Origin of the sequence: uncultured Shewanella sp. (assembly GCF_947495455.1) — a bacterium.
GTDB lineage: Bacteria > Pseudomonadota > Gammaproteobacteria > Enterobacterales > Shewanellaceae > Shewanella.
In genome coordinates this window covers 1-12,294 of the sequence record NZ_CANLZC010000135.1, presented here as the reverse complement: position 1 = coordinate 12,294, position 12,294 = coordinate 1, and the positions used below count along the sequence as shown (strand labels likewise).

At 39.0% G+C, this 12,294-nt stretch carries 10 protein-coding genes and 3 tRNA genes; 6 read left to right on the top strand and 7 right to left on the bottom strand.

Annotated elements, in window-relative coordinates; genetic code table 11:
* Positions 1 to 824 precede the first annotated feature (824 nt).
* From Q0791_RS22600 to Q0791_RS22590, 3 genes are all read right to left on the bottom strand, one after another.
* Positions 825 to 901 (bottom strand) — tRNA-Met (locus tag Q0791_RS22600).
* 213 nt (positions 902 to 1,114) lie between these two features.
* Positions 1,115 to 1,191, bottom strand: a tRNA-Met gene (locus Q0791_RS22595).
* Between the two features lie 220 nt (positions 1,192 to 1,411).
* A tRNA-Met gene (locus Q0791_RS22590) sits at positions 1,412 to 1,488 on the bottom strand.
* 522 nt (positions 1,489 to 2,010) lie between these two features.
* Between Q0791_RS22590 and Q0791_RS22585 the strand changes: the two genes are divergently transcribed.
* The 5 genes from Q0791_RS22585 to Q0791_RS22565 all read left to right on the top strand — a co-directional run bounded on the left by Q0791_RS22585 (position 2,011) and on the right by Q0791_RS22565 (position 6,433).
* Positions 2,011 to 2,442 (top strand): hypothetical protein, encoded by a 432-nt coding sequence (locus tag Q0791_RS22585; protein ID WP_299011430.1) that lies wholly within the window; start codon positions 2,011 to 2,013, stop codon positions 2,440 to 2,442.
* Positions 2,439 to 3,638 carry an FTR1 family protein gene (locus tag Q0791_RS22580; protein WP_299011428.1) on the top strand — a complete coding sequence of 400 codons (1,200 nt, stop codon included), beginning with the start codon at positions 2,439 to 2,441 and terminating at the stop codon, positions 3,636 to 3,638. Before Q0791_RS22585 ends, Q0791_RS22580 begins: the two co-directional genes overlap by 4 nt.
* Positions 3,635 to 5,095 carry a 4Fe-4S binding protein gene (locus Q0791_RS22575; protein WP_299011426.1) on the top strand — a complete coding sequence of 487 codons (1,461 nt, stop codon included), beginning with the start codon at positions 3,635 to 3,637 and terminating at the stop codon, positions 5,093 to 5,095. The genes Q0791_RS22580 and Q0791_RS22575 overlap by 4 nt, the downstream gene beginning before the upstream one ends.
* 1 nt (position 5,096) lies before the next feature.
* Positions 5,097 to 5,645: an iron transporter gene (locus Q0791_RS22570; protein ID WP_299011424.1), complete on the top strand. Its 549-nt coding sequence runs from the start codon at positions 5,097 to 5,099 to the stop codon at positions 5,643 to 5,645.
* Between the two features lie 215 nt (positions 5,646 to 5,860).
* Positions 5,861 to 6,433: a hypothetical protein gene (locus Q0791_RS22565; RefSeq protein WP_299011422.1), complete on the top strand. Its 573-nt coding sequence runs from the start codon at positions 5,861 to 5,863 to the stop codon at positions 6,431 to 6,433.
* An 82-nt stretch (positions 6,434 to 6,515) separates the two neighbouring features.
* Here Q0791_RS22565 and Q0791_RS22560 read toward each other — a convergent pair whose 3' ends face one another.
* Positions 6,516 to 6,962: an Hsp20 family protein gene (locus Q0791_RS22560; protein ID WP_299011420.1), complete on the bottom strand. Its 447-nt coding sequence runs from the start codon at positions 6,960 to 6,962 to the stop codon at positions 6,516 to 6,518.
* Between the two features lie 443 nt (positions 6,963 to 7,405).
* Between Q0791_RS22560 and Q0791_RS22555 the strand changes: the two genes are divergently transcribed.
* Positions 7,406 to 8,578, top strand: coding sequence for a hypothetical protein (locus Q0791_RS22555; protein WP_299011418.1), 1,173 nt, complete (start codon positions 7,406 to 7,408; stop codon positions 8,576 to 8,578).
* A 424-nt stretch (positions 8,579 to 9,002) separates the two neighbouring features.
* Here the strand turns inward: Q0791_RS22555 and Q0791_RS22550 are convergent, their stop codons facing one another.
* The 3 genes from Q0791_RS22550 to Q0791_RS22540 form a co-directional block, all read right to left on the bottom strand.
* Positions 9,003 to 9,449, bottom strand: a complete 447-nt coding sequence (locus Q0791_RS22550; RefSeq protein ID WP_299011415.1) for an Hsp20 family protein — start codon at positions 9,447 to 9,449, stop codon at positions 9,003 to 9,005.
* A gap of 273 nt (positions 9,450 to 9,722) precedes the next feature.
* Complete coding sequence (locus Q0791_RS22545; RefSeq protein ID WP_299011413.1) at positions 9,723 to 10,616, bottom strand: hypothetical protein; 894 nt, start codon at positions 10,614 to 10,616, stop codon at positions 9,723 to 9,725.
* Between the two features lie 489 nt (positions 10,617 to 11,105).
* Positions 11,106 to 12,113, bottom strand: a complete 1,008-nt coding sequence (locus tag Q0791_RS22540) for a hypothetical protein (RefSeq protein ID WP_299011411.1) — start codon at positions 12,111 to 12,113, stop codon at positions 11,106 to 11,108.
* Positions 12,114 to 12,294 lie beyond the last annotated feature (181 nt).

The following is a 12,294-nucleotide window of genomic DNA, read 5'->3' as shown; positions in this document are numbered from 1 at the left end:
TACAGCATAAATGCGCCTTGAATTGAAAAGCCTGAGAAGCTCTGAATTGATCATCTATATAATAGAATTGGTATTATACAAGACAGAGCTTATGCAGTGTCGTTATTCTCGGCTTGAGTTCCAACGTCGATCTAGCTTCCCCATCTTATGTTCAAGGATGAACAAATGTTGTGTTCACATGGATGTGAATGAACGACCATGAAGGTGTAGATCGAGAGTCATATCCTAAAAATACGAGTGTTGTACTTATGATACGAACTTAAGCATCATCAGGATCACTATCATCTTCCATCAATTCTTCTGTTGAGAAAACCATCTCATGAAAGCCAGCATGTAAATTCCTAAAATGAATAAAATAAAAGTGGTTGCGTGAAGCAGGATTACTCTCTAACGCTTTACAAGAGAGCGCTTAACAACGACCTTCGCCAATATCTTTATAAAGAGTTGAGCCCGACGGCTTATCCGCTAGCAAACAGTCAAACTAAGCCATTCACGCGTCCGAATTTATTTTTATGGCAAAAACAGATAAAAACTAAGCAATATTCAGGAATAAAAATAAAGGATGAGATATTAAAATTAATAGGAAAAATAAAAGTGGTTGCGTGAAGCTGGATTTCTTTTAATCAAATGCTGGGCAACGACCTTCGCCACTATCATTATAAAAAGTTGAGCCCGACGACTTATCCGTCAGAAAATAGCCAAACAGCTCCATTTACGCGTTCTATTTTTAGTTCTAATGATATGATAATAATGAAAAATTTTATTAGTGACTGATGCCTACTAGGGATTTTAAAGGTGAGGAGAATAATGATATTGAATAAAAGTGGTTGCGGGAGCTGGATTTGAACCAACGACCTTCGGGTTATGAGCCCGACGAGCTACCAAACTGCTCCATCCCGCGTTAGATTTTTACTTTTGCTTATCTTATGACCTATATAACAGCATCAATAAGATAAATGGTTGCGTGAGCTGTATTGCTATTTATAAATGCTTTGGCAACGACCTTCGCCAATTTCTTTATAAAAAGCTGAGTTCGACTAACTTGTTAGTCTATTGTTCCATTCACACGTTCAATTGTGTTCTCATTATTTTGGCTTTCTATGAGTAAAGAAAGTGGTTGCGGGAGCTGGATTTGAACCAACGACCTTCGGGTTATGAGCCCGACGAGCTACCAAACTGCTCCATCCCGCGTCCGATTTTTAGTGCTATTTGCTATTCTTATAAGCAAGGTAGTACTTGAGTGAAGCTGGATTACTCTCTACAAAACGATTAGCAACGACCTTCGCCAATGTTTTTATAAATAGTTGAGGCCGACGACTAGACTAATTAGTTAGTAAATAGCCAAAAAAACTGCTCCATTCACACGTTCGATTGTATTCTCATTATTTTGGCTTTCTATGAGAAAAGAAAGTGGTTGCGGGAGCTGGATTTGAACCAACGACCTTCGGGTTATGAGCCCGACGAGCTACCAAACTGCTCCATCCCGCGTCCGATTGTGTTCTCATTATTTTTACTTTCTATGAGTAAAGAAAGTGGTTGTGTGAGCTAGATTACTTTCTATAAAAACTTATCAACGACCTTCGTCAATGTCTTTATAAAGAGTTGAGTTCGACTAACTTGTTACCAAACTGCTCCATTCACACGTCCGATTGTAAAACTAAATTCTTGAGCCTCATTAAGTTAATGAGATTGCCTTTGAATTCGTGCTGCAATATAACCATCTCCCTCTCAGTTGACAAGTAATATTGCCAAAAAACGGATCAACTGCTGTTATATTAATCGTCTTTGCCATTTAACCGCCATATTAATCTATGCCAGTAATACTTCAAGCTACAGGATCCAGCAGGACTTAAAGGCATTAATATAATCGCCATCACAAACAACAAGGTGCCAATACAAATCAAACATGTTGAAAAAATAAACTCAAATTTACTGTAAATGAGATTCATTCGAGTCTAATATTAACACTGTCTAATTTAAAACATCTTCTTCCACGCTTTTGGTAATGCAATGAAAAGATTTTATCGGTATCTCATCTGGTTTAACTTATCCATAGTGGCATTCGCAGCACAAAGCGCAACTGATAAACTCGTTTGGACTCCCATCGCAAAACAAGTTTGCGATAAATTAGCACAGGCCAGCCAGCTATACAGTCAAGGAAATACACTAAAAGCAAAAGAAGCAGCCTATCTTGAAGCTTATTTTAAACTCTATGATCCTGTGCTTGAGGTCGGTACACGCTTTGCCACCAGCCAGCAACATGTTGTCGCCATAGAAAACCAATTTAGAGCATTGAAAACAGCCATGGTGCCTCAGCCTAAAGAGAGCGACAAACACAATGTGCAAAAAATCAGCCAACAACTTTGCCAAGCGATTAGTCAAGATGCAAAAGCCCTCGATGATCAACACTTACCCTTAGACGTTTATGGAACTGGACAATGACTTCATTTTCTCGATTCATTCTAGCTTGCGCTTGCTCTTTATTTATCAGTCAATTTACTTTTGCCGCTGGTGCCCCCGCTAATTTTCAGCAAAATTACACCCAAGTCAGTCAAGACATCATACAAAAAGGCGACAAACTGGCCGATGAATATAATAAAGACAACGCTGAAACAACTGCCGATGGTTTTTTAGATCTCTATCTTTCGGGTTATGAAGGTACAGGAATGGAAAATACCGTCGCTGCTATCGCTCAGCCTCACAACCTTAAAACAGAGCAACTGTTCCGTGATGTCACCGGACTCGTGTTTAAACAAGCCCCCCCTGAGCAAGTACAACAAAAATGGCAGCAAACACGCGATCAATTGAAAATCGATGCCTTAATCATAGAGCAACACATTGAAAACGGCGCCACTAGCGCCTTAGTCGGCAGCTTTACCATAGTCATGCGCGAGGGGCTTGAAGCCATGTTGGTTATTTTTGCCTTGCTCATTATCTTTAAAAAACGTGAACTGACAAAACACAACAAGGTTATTTATATTGGCGCCAGTATAGGTTTACTACTCAGCCTAATCTTTGCAGCTATATTATTAAGCTATTTCTCCCATGCTGGACAATTTAGAGAGGCTCAAGAAGGGATCAGCATGTTCATTGCTGCCGCCATGCTATTTTATGTCTCCTGCTGGATGCTGGGTAATCAAAACTGGAAACAAGAGCTAGAAGGTAAAGTCTCACAGGCGATTTCTAAAGGGAGTTTAGCCGCTATCGGCTTTACCGCCTTTATTTCTGTTTTTCGAGAAGGAGCTGAAACAGCCCTATTTCTCAATGCCCTCGCTAATATGACACAAGAAGGTGTCTTGATGATTGTCGCAGGCATTGGTCTTGCGGCAATAGGCTTGTTGATTGTTTACTTTATTATGTCTCGTGCCGCGGCTCGCTTACCTTTTGGGCCTTTTTTCAAAATATCCAGTCTAGTGTTATACATCATGGCCTTTAGCTGTGTCGGACAAGGCATTGCAGAATTACAAGAAGGAGGGCTTATTGCCATTTCGCCCATTAGCTGGCTCCCCAGTATTAATTTATATGGCTTATTTCAATTATCCCCCAGTGTGGAAGCGATTTCAGCACAAGCAGCCTTTGTCGTTATCACAGGTCTCATTCTACTGTATCTGACCCAAAGACAAAGTAAGAGGCAATGATGACCAGCATTCCAATTAAAATCATAGAGCCAGCACCAAGAAAAATTGACAAACTGGTCAACTTTATTAGCCGGCATAAAAAAAAGTTATACCTCATTCATGGCATCATGATGATTTTTTTTCTGATTCTATTAATTGTTCCCATCTTTACACCACCAGCCCTATATGGTGACACAGTACTGACTAACTTCAGACGATTCTCTATCTTTTTATTTTGGGGGCTTTGGTTTCCATTAGTGCTCTTTTCTTGTATTCCACTGGGGCGTTTCTGGTGCGGTGGGCTGTGCCCTATGGGAGCAGCCTCTGAATTTGCCAGACGCTTTGGTCCTAACAAGCCTGTTCCTAAATGGATAAAATGGTCTGGTACGCCAATTGTCAGTTTTGCCATTATTACTATTTGGGGACAAACATTAGATGTTCGTGATCAACCTTTAGGACAATTGATTTTATTTTCTTGCATATTAGTGGTGGCGTTAACCATAGGTTTTTTATATGGCATGAAAAAAGACAAGCGTCCTTGGTGTCGCCATCTCTGCCCAATAGGACTCATGCTTGGCGTCAACTCCCGTCTGGGAGCCATCAGTTTTGATCCCAAAAAACCCTTAGCAGGCGGAGATGTATATAAAGACAGTGGTATTTGTCCAACCAACATCTCATTACGTCACAAAACGGAATCAAGACATTGTTTAGGCTGCTTTCGCTGCACAGGCGAAAGAAGTGTCATGCAAGTCAATCTCAGAAAACCCGGCACTGAACTCGAACAAATTCATAAATCTAATCCTTCACTGAGTGAAGTCATGTTTATCTTTATTTCTGCAGGCTTGGCACTGGGGGGATTTTTATGGCTAGTGCTACCGCAATACAATGCAGCCGAACATGCGCTACTGACTTGGTTATTTGAACACGGGCAATATTGGGTTGGGCAGCCCGGTCCGGCATTTTTAATGAGCGTTAACCCTCAAGAAGGTCAAGTCTATTCTTGGCTCGACTTCTTCTCTATTGTTTCTTTTATGTTGCTGTGTGCAATCGCTGTCACCCTTACCCTGTCCATAACAACCTCCTTGAGTGCTTGGTGTACTACAAAATTAGGTAGTAACACACCTTTTAGTCAGCTGTTTATCCATTACGGTTACCAACTGGCCCCTGTTGCCATGATCTCTATCATTATTGGATTAGGCGCAACCTTGTTTAACACTTTAACCAATTTTGGCTTCTCTCCCCTAAGTATCGAAATCATAAAGTCCGTTTTATTGATCTTAGCTTGGCTATGGGGCATAAAAATTGGCTATCAGCAGATCAAACACCAAGGACTAAGCAACGCAGCACTTTGGCTCGCTATCACCCCCAATATTATCGGCGCCCTCTTGCTCACGCTGGCTTGGTGGCCAGCCATCTTTGGTGTGGATTTTGTTTTAAAAGAAGTTATGCGAAATAATGCAATTATCATAGGCGGATAATATGAAAAAAACACTCATAGCTATATCCCTGCTGGCAATGACACATCAAGCGTTAGCCGCAGAAACGCCACTTGGCGAGGATGTGATCCAAAATGGCATGGTCATTGGTGCCGTATACTTACAAGCAGTGCGCATGGACGTCATGCCTAAAATACAAGGGGATTCGCATTTTGAAATTGATATTCATGCGGCAAAAGGCAATCGCAATGGCTTTGCTCAAGGGGAGTGGATCCCTTATTTAACGATAAATTACACTCTATCTAAAAAAGGTTCAGACTGGCAAACTAAAGGAAGTTTAATGCCTATGGTCGCCAATGATGGCCCCCATTATGGCGCCAATATCAAACTTGACGGTGCGGGTATGTACCATATTGATTATGAAATTCTCCCCCCTTCGCCCAATGCACCTAGCTGTCAAAGTCCTAAAACAATGACACTTTGTTTTGCCAGACACATAGACAGAGAAACAGGGGTCGCACCTTGGTTTAAACCTATCTCACTCAAATATGACTTTGCATGGGCACCAACGGGTAAAAAAGGTGGCTATTAACTATTTACTATCTATTACTATCTACTATTAACTAACATTCCAATTTCATTCCAATGGGAGCCATTTGGTCTCCCCTCACTTTATATAATTCGCTTCCTCTTTGTACCCGCTTCACCTTTAAATCTGGTCAAACCTCTTTTAAATAAAAATAAAAACAGTATCTATCGCTATCATCTTATACCAATCTAGCTTAAAAACAACTGGAGTAAAATAAGATGCCTATATCCTCTCCTTCCGCAATGAGCATCACACTGCCTCAGCAGTTACAAACTGAGACACAAGAACTACCTTTAGAAACATGGCGTACTGAAGCACTGCTCAAAGGAGATATAGATAAAGCAACAATCCATACTTGGAAAGAAACGATCAACAATATATTGACCGCAATACATGCCCTCTTTTGCCCCTCGCAACAAGAAGCCGTGTTAGGCTTTACAGGTGATATGTTAAAAGCTGCCATCAATGCCACTGAATTTCAAAAAGTCCACACCATTTCAACCCTAGATCTCATTCTTTCACCAAAAAACCAATTAGAAGAAAAGTATGCAGACAACATCAAAATATTAGATGAAAACTTTATGGCGCTAAAAAACATGGCAGGAGAGGGATTTCAACATGAGTTCACTAAGCAAATCGATTTTAGCAATCATACAACCTCATACTTTATCAAAGAGACACTCATTACCACCATCAACCTAGCTCTTGATGAAACCTTAGAAGATGGTTCATCGATAAAACGGTTAGCCCTGCGCGGCGGATACGAAGGGATTCACACTCAGCAATTTTAATTTATTGTAAGCTACTAAAAAGGGAGCCTAAGCTCCCTTAACTTTTCTCATCAATTCAAGTCATATCACTTGAGATAAATGATTACTTCTCACTTGAATCGACTATTTTGCCTTGATTAATGGCAATTTTTCTTGGCTTAAGCGCCTCTGGGATCTCACGTTCAAGATCGATATCCAGTAATCCATTTTCAAGATTGGCTCCCACGACTTTAACGTGATCAGCGAGCTGGAAAGTCCGCTCAAATTCTCGCTCAGCAATACCTTGATATAAATAGTTACGCTCTGTACTGGTCTCAGGCTTAGTACCTTTAATCAGTAATTTATCACCTTCATTGGTAATATCCAGCTCATTCATATTGAATCCTGCCACCGCCATAGTAATGCGGTAATGATTTTCATCAATTAATTCAATATTGTAAGGGGGATAACCAGAATTTGCTTTTTTCGATGCCGCATGCTCAGCCAATTGGGCTAAACGGTCAAAACCAATGGCGCTACGGTATAGGGGAGTTAAGTCATGGTTACTCATAATAGACACGCATAATAGACACGCATAATAATATCCTCATTCATAAGCAATATTTAAAATGTTAAGCCAGCACATGCCGCGCTTAATGCCTTATCATTAACACTCATGATTACTTAAATGTCATGCAGCCCTTTCGGCACTGCTTTGATAAATAAAGGCCTTTCATTCGCCTCATTACTGATATAGGGACGGCACCAATAAACTTCAGGGTAAAATGGAAAAAACTCATTAAAATGAACTATAGTAAAAGTAGTACCAATTAAATTATGATGCTCAACACTTAACAATCAGCTTTAAAGAACATAAATAAGCTATTATAAATAAAAAAATAAGTATCATAATCAAATAAGCTATTACAAATAAAAAAATAAGTATCATAATCAAATAAGCTATTACAAATAAAAAAATAAGTATCATAATCAGTCTATCAATAGAGGTCAGGAATGAAAGAAGTACTTGATTTAAATGATTTCCTTAAAAAATCCTTCGATGATTTGACATCACAAATAAGCGATGGCGACAAGCATAAATATAATCTAACATTCGACGAGCCATCCAAACAAGCAGGTCTATATTTTCCAAAAAAAAATATCGAAACAACCAGTCATCAACAAGTTTACATACCATCAGATAAATCAACTTCTTTTCAAAACAACAAAGCAAATACCAATCTACAAATTTCTTCCTCAGCATTACGCGAAGTTGATGACTTTTCAGAAAATGACAGTAAAACAAATGAGTTAAAAAATAACTGTGAAAAAAATGATTTAGTAGATAGCAACAGCAACACGTGTATATTTTCACTGCTTAAAATGTTTGAAGATGAAAAGTTGAGAGGTTTTTCCAAAAACATTGACCTTTTGATTTCACTTTCAAAGAAAGAAAAACTGTACACAAGCTTTGCCAGTAATCACCTAAGATGTTTTAGAGGCAAACTCTATTTTCACTCAGGATGGCGCAAAAGCAACCTGCTAAATCCATATTCAGACTTAAAAAGAGACTGGAAACGCCGAGTCGGTCTAAAAATGCTACGAGTTTTGATTCACCAAGTCACTCCATTATTCCACAATACACAATTTATTTTAAAAGGTATTTCAGAACCAGATGATAAACTAAGAGAGCTAATCGCAAAGCAAACATTCATTACCGGAAATGGTTTATTAACACTCTTTAAAGATATAATGCCTACACATATACTTGAACAAAGAAAAAGGCATTTAACCGATAACCCTCTTGAATATTATAAGATGCCTATACTTAACTCCGATTATCTTAACCGATTGGAGTATTTAAATATTAAATTTGATGCTTTTAATATAGCATTAACATTTCACACAGCAAAACGCTTCTCTGCCAGCAAAGAATATGGCAAAGAAATTAAATCAGCCTTAATACAAGACATGCAAATAGAAATAGAAAAAGTGGAACCTATTTGTGAAATAATGAAAAAGTCTACAACATATTTAGATGACCCGCTACAACGACCTATTACTCTTACTACTTATACTGATGAGCAAGATATAAAAAGAGTAAAAGAACAAATTAGACATGATCGTTTCTTTATTGATAACGTTATAGATAGTATTAATAGGCATTCACAATACAAGAACGTTTAAGTAAGCTATTTGATAAATTATCCAGAAAGGATATTTTCAATCTAACTAGATAATTAATATAAGAAAAGAAAACGACAACAGGAAAAAAACTGTTTATACCCACTGTAACCTTGGGCTTTCCTCAAAAACCATAAAGTCAGACACAGAATATCCCTGTATCAGACATTGCAATTTGAAGCTCTTCAAGGGAGATATAAATAAAGCAGCAAATATCATTTGTAAAAAACAGTCACTAAAATATTCACGGCGATTAATTCAATTTTTTATTTCTCTTAAAAAAGTATGGCAATGACAGTCAGATCCTTGCCAAATTAATAATATCGAACAAGTGATACTCGTGAAGTGTCATTTAAACACTAAAAAGGGAGCCTAAGCTCCCTTAACTTTTCTCATCAATTCAAGTCATATCACTTGAGATAAATGATTACTTCTCACTTGAATCGACTATTTTGCCTTGATTAATGGCAATTTTTCTTGGCTTAAGCGCCTCTGGGATCTCACGTTCAAGATCGATATCCAGTAATCCATTTTCAAGATTGGCTCCCACGACTTTAACGTGATCAGCGAGCTGAAAAGTCCGCTCAAATTCTCGCTCAGCAATACCTTGATATAAATAGTTACGCTCTGTACTGGTCTCAGGCTTAGTACCTTTAATCAGTAATTTATCACCTTCATTGGTAATATCCAGCTCATTCATATTGAATCCTGCCACCGCCATAGTAATGCGGTAATGATTTTCATCAATTAATTCAATATTGTAAGGGGGATAACCTGAATTTGCTTTTTTCGATGCCGCATGCTCAGCCAATTGGGCTAAACGGTCAAAACCAATGGCGCTACGGTATAGGGGAGTTAAGTCATAATTACGCATAATAATATCCTCATTCATAAGCAATATTTAAAATGTTAAGCCAGCACATGCCGCGCTTAATGCCTTATCATTAACACTCATGATTACTTAAGTGTCATGCAGCCCTTTCGGCACTGCCTTGATAAGTAAAGGCCTTTAATTCGCCTCATTACTGATATAGGGACGCTACCAATAAACTTCAAGGGTAAAAATGAAAAAAATTTGAAAACCATTTAGCTTTTAACTAAATGGTTTTAATATCCCCTTACTTTACAATTAATTAAATATAGTCATTTAATGGCAATTAATTGTCTCACTGATCCATAGGTTATTGGTTTGATCTTGATTAATATGGCAGATCCCTTTACTAAACAAGGTTTCTAAATGATGTCCAAAACGAGTAAAATCGATAAGGTTTGCCGCAGGATAAAAGAATTGATAAATTTTTAATTCCCAAAGCATATTATCAAAATCCATTCCAGCTTGCTGATGGACAAACTCTGCATCAACTTCTTCTAAATTAACCCAGTATGGCTCAGAAAAGTGAGGAATAAAAATATGATGATAGGCGGGATCATATTCACCATCATAAAAAGCAATAGCTTGTATTTGCTCTTCAATCGATAGACTCACTTGTGCCTGCATATAATCTGTCACTGCTAAACTGGCCCTAGAAAAATTATGATGAACAGTCAATTGCCCAGGTAATACATCATGTAGCGCACGCATGGCCGCCTGCTCCTGATGGTTCACCGTGCCATTTAACCCTGTATTGCGCATCGCCTTATTCATCATGCGTCGATAACTGGCATCGATCATGGCAATAAAATGCGCCACCGTAGCTTGCCTAGCCGCTGTATAAGCTTCCACTTCTGAATACCTTCCAGTATAAAGAAGCGTTTGTTTATGCCCTAAATAAAAGTCCACTAAGTGCTGAGTCACAGTAAAAACCGGAGCATTTTCGGAATTTTTAGGGTTACCGCCTTGCAATATTCGACTGCCACCAGCATAGTCAAAAATCGTACTGAGATCGAAACGGCCATTTTCCACATTTTGCTCAATTTCACTGTCCCATTGAAACAGATCATGTGACGCTAATCCTATGACTCCAAGATCAACGGCTCGAATAGGGCTAGCAAACAATTGCCCACTACAACACAATAACACCACGCACAGTATTTTTTTCATCTTCTTCCTTAGCCTTACATTAAATACTCAGCTGTTGATACAACTAACAAGCTATTCAAATGAGAATCATTATCATAACGATGAGAAAGGATTTGATGCGAGAGATCTAATGACTGAAGTCATCAATTACGCCTTTTTGGCTAGTATCAAAGAAGATGAAATGAACCTTAGCTAGGTTTACTGCTTTTGCAGGATTGAAAAGCATTTATCCCCTAACTTTCTTCGCCTTAGGCGAGACGAACAGTACGAATAACTGAAATAACTGGGGAATAACTGGGGTCAGATCAGCCTCATTAACACTGCCCCTCAATTTGGAGGTGTCATGGAATGGAATACCTACAATGATGAAACTGCCAATCCCCCATCTTACGGCTTTAGCCAAGGGATCATTGATTGTGTGTTAAATAACGACTGTAATGACTAAAAAAACATTCAGGCTTCCTAAAACAGGCACCTGAATGCTCATTCATTTTGACCTTCTCAGCAAGATTAAAACGCCATAGCTTGTGCCAATGCTTGCACTAGCCCAAGTGCAGTTAAACCACCACAGACAATCACCACCCGCTGCTTCATCTTAGGTAATAACTTAAAAACCTTATTATCACGCTTTAAGTAAATATCTCCGGTTAAAGCCAAGCCCAGCGTCAACGGAATAAATAAAAATAAGCTCAATACCAAAAACCAACGACGACGATACCAAGGCGTTGACTCATAGGCTATATCCACTAATTCAAGCTTATCCTTAAAAAGTTGATCTACTTCCACACCTTGCTCTGCTATTTTCTCTACTTTGGCGGCTTTTTCAGCAACATCATCAGCCGCTTTTGCCACTTTACCCGCCGCTTCTTCTGCCGCTTTCTTTGCCAAAGCCAGTGGATTGGCTTTTGTTACTTTATCCTTAGCTTCTTCTGCTATTTTCTCTACTTTGGCGGCTTTTTCAGCAACATCATTAGCCACTTTCTCTTTGGCTTGTTTTGCCAGTTTCTCTGCTGCAGCAGCTTTTTCAGCGACATCATCTGCCGCTTTTGCCACTTTATCCTTAGCTTCTTCTGCCAGTTTCTCTGCTGCAGCAGCTTTTTCAGCGACATCATCAGCCACTTTATCTGCTGCTTTTGTCACTTTATCCTTAGCATCTTCTGCCAGTTTCTCTGCTTCGGCGGCTTTTTCAGCGACATCATCAGCCGCTTTTTCTGCTGCTTTTGCCACTTTACCCGCTGCTTCTTCTGCCGCTTTTTTTGCCATAGCAAATGGATTGGTTTTTGTCACTTTATCCTTAGCTTCTTCTGCCAGTTTCTCTGCTGCAGCGGCTTTTTCAGCGACATCATCAGCCGCTTTTGCCACTTTATCCTTGGCTTCTTCTGCCATTTTTTCTGCTTTGGCCAAATTACCAGTAACTGTACCAGCGACTTTACCTACCCATTTACCCGCCAATTTCTCTGCTGCTGCCACTTTATCTTCCATTTGTTCTGCTGCTTTCTGTTCCATGTTCTGTTTCATTTTACTGCCATTCTTCCCCTGATACTTAACAGGTCTGTTGCTTACGTTTAAGGATATATTTATCAATCTGAGTGATATATGTAATTTGCATTATGATCTTAAATTAAACATAACAAGAGACTATGGTGTCAATCGTTAATTTCAAGCTTTTGATGCTTTCCACAAAACGCCATCTCTTAAC

Coding starts and splice junctions, on each gene's coding strand:
- Q0791_RS22585 (WP_299011430.1), top strand. CDS start 2,011: ATGAAAAGATTTTATCGGTATCTCATCTGGTTTAACTTATCCATAGTG.
- Q0791_RS22580 (WP_299011428.1), top strand. CDS start 2,439: ATGACTTCATTTTCTCGATTCATTCTAGCTTGCGCTTGCTCTTTATTT.
- Q0791_RS22575 (WP_299011426.1), top strand. CDS start 3,635: ATGATGACCAGCATTCCAATTAAAATCATAGAGCCAGCACCAAGAAAA.
- Q0791_RS22570 (WP_299011424.1), top strand. CDS start 5,097: ATGAAAAAAACACTCATAGCTATATCCCTGCTGGCAATGACACATCAA.
- Q0791_RS22565 (WP_299011422.1), top strand. CDS start 5,861: ATGCCTATATCCTCTCCTTCCGCAATGAGCATCACACTGCCTCAGCAG.
- Q0791_RS22560 (WP_299011420.1), bottom strand. CDS start 6,962: ATGAGTAACCATGACTTAACTCCCCTATACCGTAGCGCCATTGGTTTT.
- Q0791_RS22555 (WP_299011418.1), top strand. CDS start 7,406: ATGAAAGAAGTACTTGATTTAAATGATTTCCTTAAAAAATCCTTCGAT.
- Q0791_RS22550 (WP_299011415.1), bottom strand. CDS start 9,449: ATGCGTAATTATGACTTAACTCCCCTATACCGTAGCGCCATTGGTTTT.
- Q0791_RS22545 (WP_299011413.1), bottom strand. CDS start 10,616: ATGAAAAAAATACTGTGCGTGGTGTTATTGTGTTGTAGTGGGCAATTG.
- Q0791_RS22540 (WP_299011411.1), bottom strand. CDS start 12,113: ATGAAACAGAACATGGAACAGAAAGCAGCAGAACAAATGGAAGATAAA.